Annotated in this window: 2 protein-coding genes; both read left to right on the top strand. The window is 75.7% G+C overall.

Annotated features, from left to right (window positions below):
- The first annotated feature begins 48 nt into the window (after nucleotides 1–48).
- Nucleotides 49–12,441, top strand: a complete 12,393-nt coding sequence (locus ACFVIM_RS08190) for a type I polyketide synthase (RefSeq protein WP_384299839.1) — start codon at nucleotides 49–51, stop codon at nucleotides 12,439–12,441.
- Between the two features lie 13 nt (nucleotides 12,442–12,454).
- Nucleotides 12,455–23,155, top strand: a complete 10,701-nt coding sequence (locus tag ACFVIM_RS08185; RefSeq protein WP_384299838.1) for an SDR family NAD(P)-dependent oxidoreductase — start codon at nucleotides 12,455–12,457, stop codon at nucleotides 23,153–23,155.

Raw genomic sequence — 23,155 nt, 5'->3', positions numbered from 1 at the left:
GGTCTGGACCGCTTCCTGGCCAGCGCCGCCGAGCTGTGGGTCCATGGCGTGGACGTCGACTGGTCCGCCGCGTTCCCGGACCCGCGACCGGAGCTGGTCGACCTCCCCACGTACGCCTTCCAGCGCCAGCGCTACTGGCTTCAGGACCAGAGTCCCGACACCGGGACCGCCGCCGACCCGGTCGACGCCGAACTCTGGGCGGCTGTCGGCAGTGGTGACCCGCAGGCGTTCGCCGAGGCCCTCCAGGTCACCCAGGAGGCGCCGCTGAGCGAGGTCCTGCCCGCCCTCGGCGAGTGGCGGGAGCGACAGCGCGGGCGGTCCGCGCTCGCGTCCTGGCGGTACCGGGTCGACTGGATCCCCGGCCCGGACGGCGCGCCGGCCACGCTCGGCGGACGGTGGCTGCTGGTCAGCGGCCAGGCCCCGCACGAGGACCCGGCCGTCGCGGCGGTGCGGGACGGCCTCACCGCGAGCGGCGCCGACGTGGCCGAACTGGTGCTGGCCGCCGGGTCCGACCGCGCCGACGTCGCCGCGCTGCTGGCCGGACACGGCGAGCTGGCCGGGGTTCTCTCCACCCTCGCGTACGACGAGAGCCCGCATCCGGACCACCCCGCCCTCACCACCGGACTCGCGCTGAACCTGCTGCTCACCCAGGCCCTCACCGAGCGCGACACCCCCGTACCCCTGTGGCTGTGCACCCGGGACGCCGTCTCCACCGGGAGCGGGGACCGCCTCACCCACCCCGTACAGAGCGGCACCTGGGGCCTGGGGCTCGTCTTCGGTCTGGAGCACCCGGACCGCTGGGGCGGTCTGGTCGACCTCCCGGAGACCGTCACGGCCGCCGACACCGCGCGCCTCGCCGCCGTCCTGGCGGCCGGGGGCGCCGAGGACCAGTTCGCCGTCCGCGCGGGCCGCGCCCTGCTGCGCAGGCTGCGCCGGGCCCCGGTGACACCGTCCGCCCGGCCCTGGCGCACCAGCGGAACCGCGCTGATCACCGGCGGTACGGGAGGACTGGGCGCGCACACCGCCCGCTGGCTGGTCGCGGCGGGCGCCGAACACCTCGTCCTCGTCGGCCGCCGGGGTCTGGAGACACCGGGCGCCGACGACCTGGTCCGCGAGTTCACCGAGCTGGGCGTCAGGGTCACGGTCGCCGCCTGCGATGTCTCCGACCATGACGCGCTCGCCGACCTGGTCGCGCGGGTGGAGGCCGACGGGCCCGCGATCAGGACCGTCGTCCACAGCGCTGGCGTCGGCCTGCTGGCGCCGCTCGCGGCGACGGACCTGACCGAGTTCGAGGCCGGGGCCGAGGTGAAGCTCGCCGGTACCCGCAACCTGGACCGGGTCTTCGACCGGGACGGCCTCGACGCGTTCGTGCTGTACTCCTCCGTCGCCGCCGTCTGGGGCGCGGGCGACCACGCCTCGTACTCCTCCGGCAACGCCTACCTCGAAGCGGTCGCGCGCTCCCGGCGCGCCCGGGGCCTGGCCGGTACCACCATCGCCTGGGGCATCTGGGCGGCCGACGACGAACGCGGCGGCATGGCCAACGACATCATCGCCACCCAGCTCAAGTGGCGCGGCATCCCCTTCATGGACCCCCGCGTCGCGATCGGCGGACTGGGGCAGGCGCTCGACGCCGACGCCGACTTCCTCGCCGTCGGCGATGTCGACTGGGAGCGTTTCGTCCCCGTCTTCACCGCCGCCCGCGAACGCCCCCTGCTCGGTGAGATCCCGGAGATCCGCGCCATCCTCGACCGCGACCGCCGGGACGCCCCGGCCGCCGGTGGTACGGGGGAGAACGGCGCGAACGCCCTGGCCGAACGGCTCGCGCCGCTCCCGGGGCAGGAACGCGACCTGGAGCTGCGCGCCCTGGTGCGCAAGCATGTCGCCGCCGTCCTCGGGCACGAGAACCCGGACGGTGTCGAGGACGCCCGCCCCTTCCGCGACCTCGGGTTCGACTCCCTGCTCGCCGTGGCGCTGCGCAATGCCCTGAACACCGCGACCGGGCTGCGGCTGGCGACCACGCTCGTCTTCGACTACCCGACGGTGACGAAGCTGGCGCGGCACCTCCGTACGACGCTCTTCGGCGACGAGGCGGCGGCCGTGGCGACCGTCGCGACCATCAACAAGGCCGTGGCCGCCACCGCCGACGAGCCGATCGCGATCGTCGGCATGGGCTGCCGCTTCCCCGGTGACATCGGCGGACCCGACGACCTGTGGCGGCTCGTCGCCGAGGGCGGCGAGGCCATCGGCGACCTGCCGCGCGACCGTGGCTGGGACCTGGAGCGGCTCTACAGCCCCGACCCGGACGAGGAGGGCCGCACCTACGCCCGCACGGGCGGGTTCGTCGCCGACGCCGGGCACTTCGACGCCGCCTTCTTCGGGATCAGCCCGCGTGAGGCCATCGCCATGGACCCACAGCAGCGACTCCTGCTGGAGACCGCGTGGGAGGCCGTCGAACAGGGCCGGATCGACCCGCACAGCCTGCGGGGCGGGGACTGCGGTGTCTTCGTCGGCGCCGCGCACGGCGGCTACGGCAGCCGGATGCGCACCCTGCCGCCGGGCGTCGAGGGCCATCTCCTCACCGGCACCGTGACCAGCATCGCCTCCGGCCGGATCTCCTACACCCTCGGACTTGAGGGGCCCGCCGTCACCCTCGACACGGGATGCTCCTCCGCGCTCGTCGCCCTGCACCTCGCCGTGCGGGCGCTGCGCGGCGGTGAGTGCTCGCTGGCGCTGGCGGGTGGCGCGTCGATCATCTCCGAGCCGATCGGCCTGGTCGGCTTCAGCCGTCAGCGCGGACTCTCCCTGGACGGCCGGTGCAAGGCGTTCTCGGACGAAGCGGACGGGATGGGCTTCGCCGAGGGCGCCGGGATGGTGCTGCTGGAGCGGCTGTCCGACGCGCAGCGCAACGGGCACCGGGTGCTGGCGGTGATCCGGGGCACGGCGGTCAACCAGGACGGCGCCTCCAACGGCCTGACCGCGCCCAACGGCCCCTCGCAGCAGCGGGTGATCCGGGACGCGCTCGCCGACGCCGGTGTGGCCGCCGGTGAGGTGGATGTGGTCGAGGCGCACGGCACGGGCACCTCGCTCGGCGACCCGATCGAGGCCCAGGCGCTGCTGGCGAGCTACGGCAGTGACCCGGCGCGGGACCGGCCGCTGTGGCTGGGGTCGATCAAGTCGAACATCGGTCACACCCAGGCCGCGGCCGGTGTCGCCGGACTGATCAAGATGGTGCAGGCGATGCGGCACGGTGTGCTGCCGAAGACGCTGCACGCGCAGACCCCGTCCACGCGGGTGGACTGGTCGGCCGGTGCGGTGGAGCTGCTGGCGCGGGAGCGGGAGTGGCCGTCGTCGGCGGACCGGCCGCGCCGGGCGGGCGTCTCGTCGTTCGGTGTGAGCGGCACCAACGCGCATGTGGTGCTGGAGGAGGCCCCGGCCGCTCCGGTGGCCCCGGAGAGCGCTCCCGCACCCGCCGTCGTGCCATGGGTGGTGTCGGCACGGAGTGCGGCGGCGCTGCGGGGTCAGGCCGCCGCGCTGGGCGCGGTGGGTGACCTTGATCCGGGCGCGGTGGGCTGGTCGTTGCTGTCGTCGCGTGGGCGGTTCGAGCACCGCGCGGTGGTCCTCGGTGCCTACGGTGCCGGGCTGACCGCCCTGGCCGGTGGCGAGCCCGCCGACCACGTGGTGCGGGGCGAGGCGGCTACTCCGGGCCGGACGGTGCTGGTCTTCCCGGGTCAGGGTGCCCAGTGGGTGGGGATGGCGGTGCGGCTGGTGGAGGAGTCGCCGGTGTTCGCGGCGCGGTGGGCGGAGTGTGAGGCGGCGCTGTCGGGCTTTGTGGACTGGTCGTTGAGTGAGGTCGTCCGGGATCCGGTCGCGCTGGAGCGGGTGGATGTGGTGCAGCCCGCGTCGTTCGCGGTGATGGTGTCGCTGGCGGCGTTGTGGGAGTCGTACGGGGTCACCCCGTCGGCGGTGGTGGGTCATTCGCAGGGTGAGATCGCGGCCGCGTGTGTGGCGGGTGTGCTGTCGCTGGAGGACGCGGCGCGGATCGTGTGTGTACGGAGCCGGGCCATCGGGGCTGTGGCCAGTGGGGTGGGGACGATGGCGTCCCTCCGCGTCTCCGCTGCCCGCGCTGAGGAACTGCTGCCCGAGGGTGTGTCGATCGCGGCGGTCAACGGCCCCTCCCAGGTCGTCGTGTCGGGTGCGGTCGGTGCGGTGGACGCGCTGGTCGCCGCGTGTGAGCGCGAGGGTGTCCGGGCCCGCCGGATCGCCGTGGACTACGCCTCGCACTCGCCCGCGATGGACGCCCTGCGGGACGAACTGCTGGGGGCCCTGGACGGTCTGACCCCGCGTGAGGGCCGCCTCCCGCTGTTCTCCACCGTCACCGGGGAGTTCGTGGACCCGCTGAGCATGGACGCGGGGTACTGGTTCCGTAATCTGCGCCAGCCGGTCCGGTTCGCCGACGCGGTCGAGGCGCTCGCCGCCGGAGGCTATGGCGCCTTCGTCGAAGCCTCCTCGCACCCCGTGCTGACCGCGGCCATCGAGGAGACCCTGGAGTCGTCGCGGGAAGCGGTCGTCACCGGTTCGCTGCGCCGGGACGACGGCGGTCTGGGCCGGTTCCTCGCCAGCGCCGCCGAGCTGTGGGTCCATGGCGTGGACGTCGACTGGTCCGCCGCGTTCCCGGACCCGCGACCGGAACTGGTCGACCTCCCCACGTACGCCTTCCAGCGCGAGCGCTACTGGCTTCAGGACCAGACCCCCGAGACCGAGACCGTCACCGACCCCGCCGACGCCGCCTTCTGGGCCGCCGTCGAGGGCGAGGACGCGGGTGCCGTCGCCGCCGCGCTGGCGGCCGAAGGAGTCGAGGACGAGCTGCGTTCGGTGCTGCCCGCGCTGTCGGGCTGGCGTCGGCGGCGCAGGCGGGACTCCGCGGTCGACTCCTGGCGGTACGGGGTCACCTGGAAGCCCCTGGGGGCGGTCGCGGGAACGCGGCGGCTCGACGGGGAGCGGTGGACGCTGCTGGTGCCCGGCACCCCGGGCGGGGACCCCGTGGGAACTGTCGCGTGGGCCGGGCTCATCCAGGGCGCCCTGGAGTCCCGTGGCGCCGAGACCCGGAGCGTGGAGGTCCACGGCTCCGGCCGGGAGGAACTGACCCATCTCTTCCGTGAGCTGACCGACGCGACCGCCGTCGTCTCGCTGCTGGCGCTCGCGCCCCACGACGGGCGGGCCCTGTTCGAGCGGGGTACGGCCGTCACCCAGGCGCTCGGCGACGCCGGGATCGGCGCCCGCCTGTGGACGGTGACCCGGGGCGCGGTCTCCGTCGGCGCCGCCGATCCGGCGCCCGACCCGGACCAGGCGCAGCTGTGGGGGCTGGGGCGGATCGCCGCCCTGGAACACCCCGGCCGCACCGGCGGACTGCTCGATCTGCCGCCGCACGCCGACGAACGCGCGGCCCAGCGGCTGGTGACCGCGCTCACCGAGCTGGACGGCGAGGACCAGACCGCGCTCCGCGCCACCGGCCTGTTCACCCGCCGGCTGGCGCGCACGCCGATGACCGGCGCCACCGCCGTACGGAACTGGCGCCCCGACGGCACCGTACTGATCACCGGGGGTACCGGTGGTGTCGGCGCCCAGGTGGCGCTCTGGCTGGCCCGCGAGGGCGCCCGGCATCTGCTGCTCACCAGCAGGCGCGGACAGAGCGCCCCGGGCGCGGCCGACCTGGCCGAGCGGCTGTCCGCGCTCGGCGCGACCGTCACCGTCGCCGCCTGTGACGCGGCGGACCGCGAGGCGCTGGCGCTGCTGCTGGAGACCTCCGTACCGCCGGAGCACCCGCTCACCACGGTCGTGCACGCGGCCGCCGCGCTGGACGACTGCCTGATCGACGCGCTCACCCCCGACCGCGCGGACACGGTGCTGCGGGCCAAGGTGGACGCCGCCCGTCATCTGGACGAGCTGACCCGGGACCGGGAGCTGGACGCCTTCGTCCTCTTCTCCTCGCTCGCGGGCACCCTGGGCGGCGCCGGTCAGGCCAGTTACGCGGCGGGCAACGCCTATCTCGACGCCCTCGCCGCCCGGCGGCGCGCCGAGGGGCTGCCCGCGACCTCCGTCGCCTGGGGCGCCTGGGACGGCGGCGGCCTCGCCAGCGGTGAGCTGGCCGACTCCCTGCGCCGCTCCGGGATGGGCCTGATGGCGCCCGACACGGCACTGGCCGCCCTCCAGCACGCCCTCGACCACGAACTGGCCTATGTGGCCGTCGCGGACGTCGACTGGTCACGGTTCGCGGCCAGCTGCACCCCGGACGGGTCCGGGCGGGTGCTCGACGACCTGACCGGCACCACCGAGCGGCGGCCGGAGACCGGGGACGGGGCGTCCGCCGGGAGCCCCGCCCCTGAGGGCTTCGCCGCCACTCTCGCCGACCGTTCGGCACCGGAGCGCGAACAGGCCCTGGTCGCCCTCGTCCGCGCCCAGGCCGCCGCGGTGCTGGGGCTCCCCGGAGCCGACGACGTCGCCGCCGACCGGGCCCTGAGGGACCTCGGCTTCGACTCCCTCACCGCCGTCGAACTGCGCAACCGCCTCAACGAGATCACCGGGCTGCGGCTGCCGGTCACCGTCGTCTTCGACCACTCGACGGCGCTGCGGCTCGCCCGCCACCTGGCGTCGAAGCTGTTCACCGAGGAGCCGCGCGAGGATGCCGACCAGTCCGCACGGGTCCCGGCGGTGGCCGGGGAGAGCGCCGACGACCCGGTCGCCATCGTCGCCATGAGCTGCCGTCTCCCCGGCGGTGTCAGCACCCCGGACCAGCTCTGGCGGCTGCTCGCCGACGGCGCCGACGCCATCGCGCCGCTCCCCGGCGACCGTGGCTGGGACCTGGAGTCCCTCTACGACCCGGACCCCGCGCGCCGGGGCACCTTCTACACCCGTGGCGGCGGCTTCCTGGAGGGAGTCGGCCTCTTCGACGCGCCGTTCTTCGGCATCTCGCCCCGGACCGCACCCGCCATCGACCCCCAGCACCGGCTGCTGCTGGAGACGGCCTGGGAGGCGTTCGAGCACGCCGGGATCGACCCGGAGACCGTGAAGGGCACCCCGGTCGGCGTCTACGTCGGCTCCAACTACGCCGACTACGGCTCCCGTGCCGCCGACGCCCCCGGAGAGTACGAGGGGCAGCTCGCCACCGGCAGCGCCAGCAGCGTCGCCTCCGGGCGGATCTCCTACACCTTCGGCCTGGAGGGGCCCGCCGTCACCGTCGACACCGCCTGCTCCTCCGCGCTGGTCGCCCTGCACATGGCGGCGCGGGCGGTGCGGGCGGGCGAGTGCGACATGGCGCTCGCGGGCGGTGTCACCGTCATCGCCAAACCCGATGTCTTCGTGGAGTTCAGCAGGCAGGGTGTGCTCTCCCCGGACGGACGCTGCAAGGCGTTCTCCGCCGACGCGGACGGCGCGGGCTGGTCCGAGGGCGTGGGCCTGCTGCTGGTCGAGCGGCTCTCCGAGGCCCGCCGCAAGGGCCATCCGGTCCTCGCCGTCGTCCGGGGCTCCGCCATCAACCAGGACGGCGCCTCCAACGGCCTGACCGCCCCCAACGGCCTCGCCCAGCAGCGCCTGATCCGCCAGGCCCTCGCCAGCGGCGGGCTCGGCGCCGCCGACGTCGACATGGTCGAGGCCCACGGCACCGGCACGGCCCTCGGCGACCCCATCGAGGCGGAGGCCCTGCTCGCCACCTACGGCCAGGGGCACTCCACCGAACGGCCGCTCTGGCTCGGCTCGGTGAAGTCCAACATCGGTCACACCCAGGCCGCGTCCGGCGCGGCCGGGGTGATCAAGGCGGTCCTCTCGATGCGGCACGGCACCATGCCGAGGACCCTGCACGCCGACGAGCCGTCGCCGCACGTCGACTGGTCGGCGGGGACGGTACGGCTGCTCACCGAGGAACGGGCGTGGCCGCGCGGTGAGCGGCCGTTGCGGGTGGGTGTCTCCTCGTTCGGGGTGAGCGGGACCAATGTGCACATGATCCTGGAGGAGGCGCCGCGCGACCTGGCCCCGGCGCGCGAGGAGACGGCGGCCGCGCCCGGCGGGACGCTCCTGGAGAGCGCCCCCGCCACCGGAGACGCGGCCGTCGCCCAGGCCGACGCCACCGCCGCCCGGGTCCCCTGGATCCTCTCCGCCCAGACCCCCGCCGCCCTCGCGGCGCAGGCCCGTCAGCTCCTCACCACCCTCACCGAGCGCCCCGGGCTCGACCCCGCCGACATCGGCCACAGCCTCGCCCGGCGCACCCGCTTCACCCACCGCGCCCTCCTGTGGGGCGCCGACGGTGACGAACTGCGGCGGCGGCTCTCCGCGTTGGCCACCCAGGAGCGGCTCACCGCGCCCTCGGTGACCGGCGCGGTCAGCGGCGGACGTACCGCGTTCCTCTTCTCCGGACAGGGTGCGCAGCGGCCCGGCATGGGCCGGGAGCTGTACGAGGCGTTTCCCGTCTACGCCGACGCCTTCGACGAGGTCTGCGCCCATCTCGACCAGCATCTCGACCGCCCGCTGCGCGATGTGGTCTTCGCGGCCGAGGCCCCCGAGCGCCCCGAGAGCCCCGAGAGCCCCGAGAGCACCGACAGCGCCGCGCCCGCCGGGGCCGCGCCGCTCGACCGCACCGAGTACACCCAGCCCGCGCTCTTCGCCGTCGAGGTCGCCCTCTTCCGGCTGCTGGAGTCCTGGGGCGTCACCGCCGATCTGCTGATCGGGCACTCGGTCGGTGAGATCGCCGCCGCGCATGTCGCCGGGGTGTTCGACCTCGCCGACGCCTGCGCGCTGGTCGCCACCCGGGGACGGCTGATGGGCCAGCTCCCGCCCGGTGGCGCGATGGTCGCCGTCGCCGCCACCGAGGACGAGGTGCTGCCCCTGCTGACCGACCGGATCGGCCTGGCCGCCGTCAACGGCCCGCGCGCGGTCGTCGTCTCCGGTGACACGGACGAGGCCGACCGGATCGCCGCCCACTTCGCGGCGGCCGGGCGCAAGACCAAGAAGCTGAAGGTCAGTCATGCCTTCCACTCCGCGCACATGGACCCGGCGCTGGACGCGTTCGCGGCGGCGGTCGCCGGGCTCAGCCCCGCCGAGCCGCGGATCCCGGTGGTCTCCGGTGTCACCGGCCGCGCCGCCACGGCGCGCGAGCTGAGCACACCCGCGTACTGGGTCTCCCAGCTCCGTGAGCCGGTGCGGTTCGCCGACGGTGTCGGCTTCCTCGGCGCGCAGGGCGTCACCCGGTTCCTGGAAGTGGGCCCGGACGCCGTCCTCGCCGCGCTGGTCGCCGACTGCCGTGACGACGACACATCCGGTACGGGGGAGGGGGACGCCCCCGGTGTGGTCGTCTCCACCCTGCGGCGCGGCCGGGGCGAGACCGAGGCACTGCTCACGGCCGTGAGCCGGATCCACGCCGACGGCGGCACCCTGGACCTCGCCGCCTTCCACCCCGGTGGCGCGCTGGTGCCGCTGCCGACCTACCCCTTCGACCGCCAGCGGTACTGGCTGGAGTCCACCGCCCGGCAGGGCGACGTACGCTCCGCCGGGCTGGAGGAGGTGGGGCATCCACTGCTCGGCGCGGCCGTCCCGCTCGCCGACGGCGGACTCCTGCTCACCGCCCGGCTCTCCCGGCGGAGCCACCCCTGGCTCTCCGGGCACTCCATCGGCGGGGCCGTGGTGCTGCCGGGTACCGCCTTCCTCGAACTCGCCGTCCAGGCCGGGGACCGCGTCGGCCGGGGCACCGTCGGTGAACTCACCCTGCACAGCCCGCTCGTCCTCCCCGAACACGGCGCCGTCAGCGTCCAGGTGCGGGTCGGCGCCGCCACCACCACCACCGACGACACCACCGGCCCCCGTGCCCTGACCGTCGCCTCCCGTGCGGACGGCGCCACCGACGACACCCCGTGGCGGACCCACGCCGAGGGCGCCCTGCTGCCCGACGCGCCGCCCATGGCGCCCGCGCCCGGGACCTGGCCGCCCGAGGGCGCCGTCCCCGTCGACCTCGACGGCTTCTACGACCGCCTCGCCGGGGCCGGGGCCGCGTACGGGCCCGCCTTCCAGGGGCTGACCGCCGTCTGGCGCCACGACGGCGAGATCCTCGCCGAGGCCGAACTCACCGAGGACGCCACCGGCTACGGACTCCACCCCGCCCTCCTGGACGCCGCCCTCCACACCATCGCCCACACCTCCACGGGCGAGCGGGGCCGGGGCGTGATGCCCTTCTCCTGGCGCGATGTGGTCCTCCACAGCGCCGGGGCGACCCGGCTGCGGATCGCGGTCACCGAGACCGGCGACCACGCGGTCTCCGTACACGCCTGGGACCCCACCGGACGCCCCGTCATCTCCGTCGCCTCCCTGGCGGTCCGGCCCGTGAGCGGCGCCGACGCGGGTGCCCTGACCGTCCCCGTACACGAGGCTCTCTTCCGTACGGAGTGGGTCCCGGCCCCGCGCACCCCCGTGGCCCCCGGCACCCGCTGGGCGCTCATCGGGCCCGCCGGGCGGCTCGCCGCCACCCTGGACGGCACCGCGCACCTCACCACCCACGCCACGGTGGCGGAGCTGCTCGCGGAGGTCGCGGCGGGCGCCCCGGTGCCCGACCGGGTGATCGTCGCCGATCCGCCCGCCACCGGGGAGCCGGACCGGGCCGCCCGTGAGGCCACCGGCCGGGCGCTGGAGCACGTCCAGACCTGGCTCGCCGACGAGCGGGTGGCGCGCTCCACGCTGGTCCTCCTCACCGAGGGCGCCCTCGCGGTCGACGCCGACAGCGAACTGACCGACCTCCCCGGCGCCGCCGTCCACGGCCTGGTCCGCGCCGCCGCCTCCGAGAACCCCGGCCGGCTCCTCCTCATCGACACCGACCCGGGCCCGGACTCGGCCGCCGCGCTGCCCTGGGCGCTGACCGTGGACGAACCCCGCGCGGTGGTACGGGAAGGGACGGTCCGGCTGGCCCGGCTGGCCCGGGTCGAGGCTGCCGCCAACGCCAACGCCCATGCCAACGCCAACGGCGATGCCAAGGCCGAGACTGACGTCGCCGACACCGAGGCCGGTCCGTACCCGGCGGAGACGGATCCCGCCACGGCCGCGTCCGCTGACGGCGTCACCTCGACGGACCCCATCTGGGACCACACCGGCACCACCCTGATCACCGGTGGCACCGGCACGCTCGGCGCGCTCGTCGCCCGGCACCTGGTCACCCGGCACGGTGTGCGCGCGCTGCTGCTCGTCAGCCGCCGCGGGCCCGCCGCCGACGGGGCGTCCGCGCTGCGGGACGAACTCACCGCGCTCGGCGCCCAGGTCGAGATCGCCGCCTGTGACGCCGGTGACCGGCGTGACCTCGCCCGGCTGCTCGACGGGATCGACCCGGCGCGCCCGCTGACCGGAGTGGTCCACGCGGCGGGCGTCGTCGACGACGGGCTGGTCACCTCCCTCAGCCCCGAACGGATCGACGGCGTCCTCGCGGCCAAGGCCGACGCCGCGCTCCATCTGCATGAGCTGACCCGGCCGCTCGGTATCACCTCCTTCGTGATGTTCTCCTCGCTCGCCGCCGTCTTCGGTGGCGGCGGGCAGGGCGCCTACGCGGCCGCCAACGCCTTCCTCGACGCGCTCGCCAGCCGTCGGCGCGCCGAGGGGCTGCCCGCCGTCTCCCTCAACTGGGGACCCTGGGCCGACCTCAGCACCATGACCGGCAAACTCGGCGCCGCCGACCAGGCGCGGATCGCACGCGGCGGAGTCCTGCCCCTGACCGCCGCCGACGGGCTCGATCTGCTCGACCTCGGCCGGGCGGCCGACGAGGCCGCCCTCGTACCCGTCCGGCTGGCGCTCGGCGAGTTCGGCGACCGGGACCGCGCCGACGTGCCGTTCCTGCTGCGTGGACTCGTCCGGGGCCGCCCCCGGCCCACCGCGGCCACCGGCGCCCCGGCCCGGACCGCCAGCACGGCCGCCGACCGGCTCGGCGCCCTGCCCGCCGCCGAGCGCTCCCGCGCCCTGCTGGAGCTGGTACGGGCCGAGGCGGCGCTCGTCCTCGCCTACGAGGGACCCGAACACGTCGACGTGGGCAAGGGCTTCCTCGCGATGGGCTTCGACTCGCTCAGCGCCGTGGAACTGCGCAACCGGCTCAGCCGGCAGACCGGGCTGCACCTCCCGGCCACCGTCCTGTTCGACTACCCCACCCCCGCCGCGCTCGCCGGACGGCTCGGCGAGATCCTCCCCTCCGACGAGGAGCGCGTCCTCGACCCCATCCTCGTCGAGCTGGACAAGCTCGGCGCCAACCTGCCCGGCACGGTCGCCGACAGCGCCCTCCGCGACCGGGTCGAACACCGCCTCCGCGAGCTGCTCACCACGCTCGCCGCCACCCCCGCCGACACCGTGACCACCTCCGTGGTCGAGGACTTCGAGGCGGCGACCGATGACGAGATCTTCCAGTTCCTCGACAGCGAGCTGGACACCTGAGGAGGGGGCGACCTTGACCGCGAGGACCGCCATGAACGAAGAACGGCTCCGCGACTATCTGAAGCGGGCCAGTGCCGATCTGCACCGGACCCGGCAGAAGCTCCAGACACTGGAGGCCAGGAGCACCGAGCCGATCGCCATCGTCGGCATGAGCTGCCGGCTGCCCGGGGGTGTCACCTCGCCCGAGGAGCTGTGGCGCCTCCTGGACGACGGCACCGACGCCGTCACCGGCTTCCCCACCGACCGGGGCTGGGACCTGGAGTCCCTCTACGATCCCGACCCCGACCGGCCCGGCACCTGCTACGCCACCGAAGGCGGCTTCCTGCACGACGCGGCCGACTTCGACGCCGAGCAGTTCGGGATGAGCCCCCGCGAGGCCCTCGCCACCGACCCCCAGCAGCGGCTCCTCCTGGAGGCCGCGTGGGAGGCGCTGGAGCGCGGCGGCATCAGCCCCGACTCCGTACGCGGCAGCCGCACCGGGGTCTATGTCGGCATCATGTACAACGACTACGCCACCCGGATCACCCGGCCGCCGCAGGGCATGGAGGGTCACCTCGGCAACGGCAGCGCGCCCAGCATCGCCTCCGGGCGGATCGCCTACACCCTCGGCCTCGAGGGGCCCGCCGTCACCCTCGACACCGCCTGCTCCTCCTCCCTGGTCTCGGTGCACCTCGCCAGTCAGGCGCTGCGCTCGGGGGAGTGCTCGCTGGCGCTGGCGGGCGGGGTGACGGTGATGTCGACCCCGGTCACCTTCGTCCAGTTCAGCCGTCACCGGGGGCTGTCGCCCGACGGCCGCTGCAAGTCCTTCGCCGACGCCGCCGACGGCACCGGCTGGTCCGAGGGGGTGGGCCTGCTGCTGCTGGAGCGGCTCTCCGACGCCCGCCGCCACGGCCACCATGTCCTCGGGCTCATCCGGGGCACCGCCGTCAACCAGGACGGCGCCAGCAGCGGGCTCACCGCGCCCAACGGCCCGTCCCAGCAGCGGGTGATCCGCGCGGCGCTGGCCAGCGCGGGGCTCACCGCCGCCGAGGTGGACGCGGTGGAGGCGCATGGCACCGGCACCACCCTGGGCGACCCCATCGAGGCCCAGGCCCTCATCGCCACCTACGGCGCCGACCGGCCCCAGGGCCGTGCCCTCCTCCTCGGGTCGCTCAAGTCCAACGTCGGCCACACCCAGGCCGCCGCCGGGGTCGCCGGGATCATCAAGACCGTGCTCGCCATGCGGCACGGCACCCTGCCCAAGACCCTCCATGTCGACACCCCGTCACGCCATGTCGACTGGGCGGGCGGCGGGGTGGAACTGCTCACCGAGGCCCGGCCGTGGCCGGAGACCGGGCGCCCGCGGCGCGCGGGCGTCTCCGCCTTCGGTGTCAGCGGCACCAACGCGCATGTCATCGTGGAACAGGCCCCGGACGTAGCAGCGGCCCCGGTGGACCCAGCGGGCCCGTCGGCGACCGGGTCCGGTCTCCGGATCCCCGTCCAGCCCCAGCGGGCGGGCGGCGCCTCCGCCGCCGGAACCGACGCGGCGACCGGCCCGGACTCCTCCGGCACCCCCGCGCCCCACGGCGACGCCCCGGCGGGACCCCCCGCGCACCCGGCGCGGCCTCCCCGTACCCTTCCCGCCGTCCTGTGGCCCGTCTCCGCGCGGACGGCCGACGGGCTCGCCGCGCAGGCCGCGCGGCTGCTCACCGGCGTCGCGGGACACCCCGCCGCCGACATCGGTCTCTCGCTGGCCACCACCCGGGCCGCGCTCGAACACCGCGCCGTCGCCGTCGGTGCCGACGACAGCGAGCTGTGCGCCGGGCTCACCGCCATCGCCGACGGCGACGGCGGCGAGCCCGGCGAGAACACAGTGCGCGGACGCGTCCTCGGCGGGCCGCTGGCCTTCATGTTCAGCGGGCAGGGCGCCCAGCGGGCCGGTATGGGACGGGAACTGTACGCCGCGTACCCGGTCTTCGCCCGCGCCCTCGACGAGATCTGCGACCACTTCGGCGGCGCCTCGGGGCCCGCGCTGCGCACCGCCATGTTCGACGACGAGGGGCCGCTCGACCGCACCGAGTACACCCAGCCCGCGCTCTTCGCCCTCGAAGTCGCCCTGTACCGGCTCCTCGCATCCTGGGGTGTCACCCCGGACCACCTCATCGGCCACTCGGTCGGTGAACTGGCCGCCGCCCATGTCGCGGGCGTGCTCACCCTCCCCGACGCCTGCCGGCTGGTCGCCGCCCGCGCCCGGCTGATGCAGGCGCTGCCCGGCCAGGGCGCGATGGTCGCCCTGCGGGCCACCGAGGAGGAGGTGACACCGCTGCTCGGCGACGGGGTGTCGATCGCCGCGATCAACGCCTCCGGCTCCCTGGTCATCTCCGGCGACGAGGGCGCCGTGCTGCGCGTCGCCGCCCGCTTCACCCAGGCCGGAACCCGGCGGCTCAGCGTCAGTCACGCCTTCCACTCGCACCAGATGGACCCGATGCTCGCCGAGTTCCGGGCCGTCGCCGAGAGCGTCGACCACCACAAGCCCCGGATTCCCGTGGTCTCCAATCTGACCGGCCAGGTGATGGAGGAGTTCACCGCCGAACACTGGGTGCGGCACGTCCGCGACACCGTGCGCTTCGCCGACGGCATCGCCACCCTCCGGGGGCTCGGCACCGCCCGGTTCGTGGAGGTCGGCCCGGACGGTCCGCTCTCGGCCGCCGTCGGCGACGACGTGCCCGCGCACTGCCTCGTCCAGCCCCTGCTGCGCCGGTCCGGGTCCGAGACCGCGCACCTGACCCGCGCCCTCGCCCTGCTGTGGGCGCACGGCGCCCCCCTCGACTGGGCCGCCTTCCACGACGGCACCGGCGCCCGCCCGGTCGAGCTGCCGACCTTCGCCTTCCAGCGCCGCCGCTACTGGCTCGACGCGCCCGTCTCCCGGCAGGGCCTGGCCGCCGCCGACCACGCCGTCCTCGCGGTGCGTCTGGACCGCGCCGACGCCGACGGCCACAGCTTCGGCGGCGAACTCTCGCTGCGCACCCACCCCTGGATCGCCGACCACCGCGTCGGCGACCAGATCCTCGTCCCCGGCACCGCCTTCCTCGAACTCGCCCTGAGGGCCGGGGCCCAGACCGGCCACCCCCGGGTCGAGGAACTCGTCATCACCGAGCCGCTGGTGCTCGGCGCCCGCGACCACCGTGCTATCCAGATCGTCGTCGGCCCCGCTGACACGGGCGGCGCCCGGACGGTGACCGGGTACGCGCGGGACACCGAGCGCGGCGACGACGCGCCCTGGACCGAGCACTTCACGGGCACCCTCACCCAGGAGCCGCAGACCGCCCCCGGCGGGGACCTCCCGGCGGACACCGCGTGGCCGCCGCCCGGTGCCGTCGCCATCGACACGGCCTCCCTCTACGGTGAACTCGCCGCCTCCGGCCTCCACTACGGCCCGCTGTTCCAGCGGCTGCGCGCCGCCTGGCGGCTCGGGGACCGGATCCTCGCCGAGGCCGACCTCCCCGAGAGCCACCACCTCGACGCCGAACGGTACGGACTCCACCCCGCCCTCCTGGACGCGGCCCTGCACACCGCCGCCCTGGACGGCGGCCCCGACGAGGGCGCGATCCCCTTCAGCTGGGCCGGGGTCTCGCTCCGCTCCAGCGGCGCCACCGCCCTGCGGGTCACCCTCACCCGGCCCACCCCGCGCACGCTCTCGCTCACCGCCACCGACCCGTACGGCGCCCCCGTCATCTCCGTGGACTCCCTGCTGGTGCGCCCGCTGCCGACGGGGACGGCCACCCCCGGGCGCGACGCCCTGTTCCGCGTCGAGTGGCGCGAACTGCCGCCGCTTGAGGCCGAGTCGCAGGCCGCCCCGCTGGAGATCGTGGACCTGCCCGGCGGCGGCCCCCTGCCCGCCGCCGTGGACGAGGCGGTACGCGTGGCCCTGCACCGCACCCTGCGGGTGCTCCAGGAGCGTCTGGACACCCCCGGGGACGACGACACCCGGGTGGTGCTGCGCACCCGGGGCGCGGTCCGGCTGCCGGGCGAGGAGGCCGGGACCGACCCGGTCGCCGCGGCCGTCCAGGGGCTCGTCCGCTCGGCGCAGTCCGAGAACCCCGATCGCTTCCTGCTGATCGACACAGATGACACAGACGAGCCCACCGCCGACGCCGCGCTGTCCGCCGCGCTCCTCGCGTACGACGAGCGCCAGCTCACCCTCAGGGACGGACGCTGGTACGGCCCCCGGCTCACCCGGGTCCCGGTGACCGACGAAGCGGCGACCGGGGGAGCGGACCGCGCCGGGGCCGCCGTCAGCGCCCTCCCGGCCGCCCCGGACGGAACGTCCACCACCGGGCCGGACGCGGCCCCCTCCAGCGACGGCCCCGCGCCCCGCGCCCGTACCGGCTCCGGGTCCTTCGACCCCGACGGAACCGTCCTCGTCACCGGAGCCACCGGCCAGCTCGGCCGGGCCCTGTGCCGCCATCTCGTCACCGCGCACGGCGTACGGCACCTGCTGCTCACCAGCCGCAGCGGCCCCCGGGCCGAGGCCGCCGCCGAACTCCTCGCGCTGGACGCCGAGGTCACCCTCGTCGCCGCCGACGCCGCCGACCGGGGCGCGCTCGCCGACGCCCTCGCGGCCATCCCCGAGGAACATCCGCTCACCGCCGTCGTCCATCTCGCCGGGGCGCTCGACGACGGGATCATCCAGTCGCTGACCCCCGAGCGGATCGACACCGTCCTCGACGCCAAGGTCAGCGGCGCGCTCCACCTCCATGAACTGACCCAGGGCATGGACCTGTCCGCGTTCGTGCTCTTCGCCTCCGCCGCCGGGACCTTCGGCGGCCCGGGACAGGGCAACTACGCCGCCGCCAACGCCTACCTCGACGCCCTCGCCGCCGAGCGCCGCCGGGCCGGGCTCCCCGCCCAGTCGCTCTCCTGGGGCCTCTGGGAGGGCCGGGACGGCATGATCGGCGGTCTCAGCGACGCCGACCTCGCGCGCGCCGGGTCGATCGGTGTGCTCAGTCTGAGCGACACCGAGGGCCTCGCCCTGTTCGACGCCGCGCTCGCCCGGCCCGAGCCCAACCTCGTCTGCGCCGCCCTGGACTTCGCCGTGCTGCGCCGCCAGCCCGCCCATCTGCTCCCCGCGCTGCTGCGCGGCCTCGTCCGGCCCGCCGCCGCAGCCCCCTCCCGTACCGCTCCCGCCGCCACCGCCCGGCCCCACGCCATGATCGATCTGGTACGGGCGCGGGTGGCGGCCGTGCTGCGGTACGGCTCGCCGGGCGCGGTCGACACCGAGCGGGCCTTCTCCGAACTCGGCTTCGACTCCCTGATGGCCGTCGAACTCCGTAACCGGCTCAGCGAGGAGACCGGGGTCAGACTGCCCGCCTCCGCGATCTTCGACCATCCCACCCCCGCCGCGCTCGCCCGGCACCTCCAGGAGCGCGCCGACGCGCGGACGGCCCCCGCGCCGCCCCCCGCGACCACCCCGGCACGCGCCGTCACCACCGACGAACCCATCGCCATCGTCGGCATGGCCTGTCGGCTGCCGGGGGGTGTCACCTCGCCCGAGGAGCTGTGGGAGCTGGTGGAGCGCGGCGCCGACGCCGTCGTGCCGATGCCCGACGACCGTGGCTGGGACCTCGCCCAGCTCCTGCACCCCGACCCCGAGCGCCCCGGCACCAGCTACGCGGGCGAGGGCGGCTTCCTCGACGGCGCCGACCGCTTCGACCCCACCCTCTTCGGTGTCTCACCGCGCGAGGCGCTCGCCATGGACCCCCAGCAGCGGCTGCTGCTGGAGTCCTCCTGGGAGCTGTTCGAACGCGCCGGGATCCCGCCGCGCTCCCTCAAGGGCAGCAGCACGGGTGTCTTCGTCGGCCTGATGTACACCGACTACCCCATGCTGGTCCACGGCCGTGACCACGAGCTCGAAGGCCATCTCGGCAACGGCACGGCGGCCTCCATCGCCTCCGGCCGGATCGCCTACACCTACGGCCTGGAAGGCCCCGCCGTCACCGTCGACACCGCCTGCTCCTCCTCGCTGGTGGCGCTGCACTGGGCCGTCGGCGCGCTGCGCTCCGGCGAGTGCTCGCTGGCGGTGGCGGGCGGCGCGACCGTGATGTCCACCCCCACCGTCTTCCAGGAGTTCAGCCGCCAGCGCGGGCTCGCGTCCGACGGCCGCTGCAAGCCGTTCGCGGACGGGGCCGACGGCACCGGCTGGGGCGAGGGGGTGGGCCTGCTGCTGCTGGAGCGGCTCTCCGACGCCCGCCGCCACGGCCATCGCGTCCTCGGGCTCGTCCGGGGCTCGGCGGTCAACTCCGACGGCGCCTCCAACGGCCTCACCGCGCCCAACGGCCCGTCCCAGCAGCGGGTGATCCGCGCGGCGCTGGCCAGCGCGGGGCTCACCGCCGCCGAGGTGGACGCGGTGGAGGCGCATGGCACCGGCACCCCGCTCGGCGACCCGATCGAGGCCCAGGCCCTGCTCGACACCTACGGCCAGGAGCGGCCCGCCGACACCCCGCTGCTCGTCGGCGCGCTGAAGTCCAACATCGGCCACACCCAGGCCGCCGCCGGGGTCGCCGGGGTCATCAAGACCGTGATGGCGATGCGCCGGGGCGTCCTGCCGGGGATCCTCCATCTGGACGCCCCCTCGTCCCGGGTGGACTGGGAGACGGGCGCGGTCCGGCTGCTGGAGCACAACCGCGCCTGGCCCACCACGGACCATCCGCGCCGCGCGGCCGTCTCCTCCTTCGGGATCAGCGGCACCAACGCGCATGTGATCCTGGAACAGCCGCCCCAGGAGCCGGACGAGCACCAGGGCCACCAGCGGGGCCAGGCCCCGGCGGCGGACTCCGGCGCGGATGCCCTGACGGCGCCGACCATCGAGACGGCTCCCGGCGCCAGCGGGGCCGGGACATCCGCGGCGACGGCCCCCGGCACCACGGGGGCCGGGGCGCTCTCCGAGCCCGCCCCCCTGGTCGCGTGGCCGCTCTCCGAGCCCGCCCCCCTGGTCGCGTGGCCGCTCTCCGCGCCCTCGCCGCTCGCCCTGCGCGCCCAGGCGGAACGGCTGCTGCGCCACCTGGAGACCCCCGGCGACACCCCGGCCGACGGCACGGATCCGGCGACGGCACCCGGCCTCGCAGGGGCTACGGAGTCGGTGAGCGTCCTCGTGACGGCCACCGGCCCCGCCGGGGGTACGGAGTCGGCGGGCGACCCGCTGACCGCCTCCGCGAACGCCCCGGCGACGGCCCGCCCCGGTGCCGGACCCCGTCCCACCCCCGCCGACATCGGCCACTCCCTCGTCACCACCCGCTCCTCCTTCGACCACCGGGCCGTCGTCGTCGGCGCCGACCCCGGGGAACTGCTCGCCGGAGTGCGCGCGCTCGCCGCGGGCGAACCCGGGGCCTCCGTGGTGGAGGGCGTGGCCCGGCCCGGGGCCAAACCCGTCTTCGTCTTCCCCGGGCAGGGCTCCCAGTGGGCCGGGATGGCCGCCGGGCTCCTCGACACCTCCCCGGTCTTCGCCGCCGAGATAGCGCGCTGCGAGGCCGCGCTCGGTGTGTACCTGGACTGGTCCCTGACCGATGTCCTGCGCGGCGCCCCCGGCGCCCCCGGCCTGGACGGCGATGACGTGGTCCAGCCCGCCACCTTCGCCGTCACCCTCGCGCTCGCCGCGCTCTGGCGGTCCTACGGTGTCGAACCCGCCGCCGTCGTGGGCCACTCCCAGGGCGAGATGGCCGCCGCCTGCTTCTCCGGCGCGCTGTCGCTGAGTGATGCCGCCCGGGTGGTGTGCCTGCGCGGACGCGAGGTCACCGCGCTCGCCGGACGCGGTGGACTGCTCTCCGTCGAGGCCACCCCCGAACGGGTGACGGAACTCCTGGAGCCCTACGCCGGACGGCTCTGCCACGGCGCGGTCAACAGCCCCCGCGCCGTGGTGGTCTCCGGCGACGAGGACGCCCTCGGGGAACTGGCCGCCGAGTGCCGCGCGAGCGGGCTGCGGGTCAAGCGCGTCCCCATCAACTACGCCTCCCACTCGGCCCACGCCGACGCGCTGGAGGACCGGCTGATGGAGGTGCTCGGCCCGGTCCGGCCCACCCTGCCCACGGTGCCGTTCCTCTCCACGGTGACGGTCGACTGGGCCGATGAGGACCTGCCGCTCGACGCGGGGTACTGGTTCCAGAACCTGCGCCGGACCGTCCGCTTCGCCGACGCCGTACGCTCCCTCGCCGACCAGGGATTCGGACCGATGATCGAGGTCAGCGCCCACCCGGTGCTCACCTCGGCGGTCCTGGAGACCCTCGCCGACCGGGACGGCGCCGCCGCCGTCGGCACCCTGCGGCGCGGGGACGGCGGACCGCGCCGCTTCCTGCGCTCGCTGGCCGAGGCCCACACCGCCGGGGCCCCCGTCGACTGGACACCCCTGTTCGCGCCCACCGGGGCGCGGCGGGTCGATCTGCCCCCGTACGCCTTCCAGCGCCGCCGGTTCTGGCCCGACACCGCCGCCACGGCGACGGCGGCCGTCACCGACCCGCAGGAGGCCGAGTTCTGGAGCGCGGTACGGCGCCAGGACGCGGAGGCGGTCGCCGCCCGGGTCGGTGCCGACGCCGGTGACCTCGCCTCCGTCCTGCCCGCGCTCTCCCGCTGGCACGGTGAGCGCACCACCCGCGCCACGCTCGACCGCTGGCGCTACCGCACCACCTGGGTGCCCGTCCGCCCGGCCCGCACCCCCGAACTGACGGGCCGCTGGCTGCTGCTGCACTCCGGAGACGGCCCGCACGCCCCGCTCGGGGACGAGATCGCCGACGCGTTGACGGCCGGGGGCGCCGACATCGTCCGGCTGGCCCTGACGGAGCCGCTCACCGATGCCACCGCCACGGCCGTCGCCGACCGGATCCGCGCCGCCACCGGACCCGGTGCCCCGCTCGCCGGAGTGCTCTGCCTCACCGGCCTGGACGAGACCCCCGACCCCGCGCACCCCGCGCTCACCCAGGGGCTGGGACAGTGGCTGACCACCGTCAGGGCACTGGCCGCGCTCGACAGCGGCCTCCCCCTGTGGACGGTGACCGTCCGGGCCGTCGGCACCGGCCCCGACGATCCGCCCGCCCATCCGGCGCAGGCCCTGCTGTGGGGCGCCGGCGCCGTCCTCGGCCTGGAACTGCCCCACTGCACCGGCGGGCTGATCGACCTGCCCGGCCCGCTCGGCCCGGAAGGCGCCGCACTGCTCCGTACCGTCCTCAGCGGAGTCACCGAGGAGGAGCACCTCGCGATCCGCTCCACCGGCCTCATGGCACGGCGGCTGGTGCGCGCCCCCGCCGGGGGACCGGCGACACCGTGGCGGCCCCGGGGGACCGTACTGATCACCGGAGGCACCGGGGCCATCGGCGGGCATGTCGCCCGCTGGGCCGCACGGTCGGGTGCCGAACGGATCGTGCTGGTCAGCAGGCGCGGCGAGGCCGCCGAGGGCATGCCAGAACTGCGGGCGGAACTCCTCGCGTCCGGCGCCGAGACCATCGCCGCCGCCTGCGACCTCACCGACCGGGAGGCCCTCGCCACCCTCATCGCCAAACTGGAGGTGGACGGCCCCCCGATCCGGGCGATCCTGCACGCGGCCGGGACCAACGGCGCCGAGCGCCCGCTCGGCCTGCTCACCCCCGGTGACCTGGCCACCGTCCTCGGCCCGAAGGTCGAAGGCGCCCGCCATCTCGCCGCGCTCGCCGGGGAACACGCCCTCGACCTCGACGCCTTCGTCCTCTTCTCCTCGCTCACCGGAACCCTCGGCGACACCGGGCGCGCCCCCTACGCCGCCGCCAACGCCTTCCTGGACTCCTTCGCCGCCGAGCGGCGCGCCGCCGGTCTCCCGGCGCTCTCCCTCGCCTGGGGCACCTGGGACGGCGGCGGCATGGCGGAACACAGCTCGGCCACCGTCCTGCGCCAGCTCGGCTTCCACCATATGGACCCCGAACTCGCCGTCGGCGCCCTCGCCGACGCCGCCGGGACCCCCGACGGGGACCTGATCGTCGCCGACATCGGCTGGCGCTCCTTCGCCCCCGCCTACACCGCCGCCCGGCACCGGCCGCTGATCGACGGCGTCGCCGACGCCCGCCAGGCGCTCGCCGTACCGACCCCGTCCACGACCGCCGAGGAGGACGGCGACCTCGCCTTCGTACGGGAGCTGGGAGCGGCCGAACCCGCCGAACGTCAGCGGCTGCTGGTCGACCGGGTCCAGCGGGAGGCCGCCGTCGCCCTCGGCCACACCTCCGCCGCCGAGATGCGGATCGACCGGCCGTTCAAGGAACTCGGCTTCGACTCCCTCACCGTCATCACCCTGCGCAACCGGCTCGCCGCCGTCACCGGGCTGACCCTGCCCACCACCCTCGTCTACGACCACCCCACCTTCGACTCCCTGGCCCGCCATCTGACGGCCGAACTGTTCGGGACCGACGGCACGGGCGCGGGCCGCGACACCGCGCCGCAGAGCGCCGAGGAGGCGGCGACCTGGGCCACCCTGCGCACCATCCCGCTGCGCCGGATGCGCGAGACCGGCCTCCTCGACGCCCTGCTCGCCCTCGCCTCCGACCCCGGGCACCCCGATCAGTCCGGCGCCCCCGGTCCGGCCGCCGGGTCCACCGGCGGCGCCGACGACACCACGGACACCGACCAGTTCGACGACATGGACCTCTCCGACCTCGTCGCCCTCGCCCTGGGCGACGCCACCGACACGGGCAGCGGCACTGACCACCTCTCACGGGAAAGCTGA

Origin of the sequence: Streptomyces sp. NPDC057638 (assembly GCF_042800315.1) — a bacterium.
Taxonomy (GTDB): Bacteria; Actinomycetota; Actinomycetes; order Streptomycetales; family Streptomycetaceae; genus Streptomyces.
This window is presented reverse-complemented; position numbering and strand designations above follow the sequence as displayed.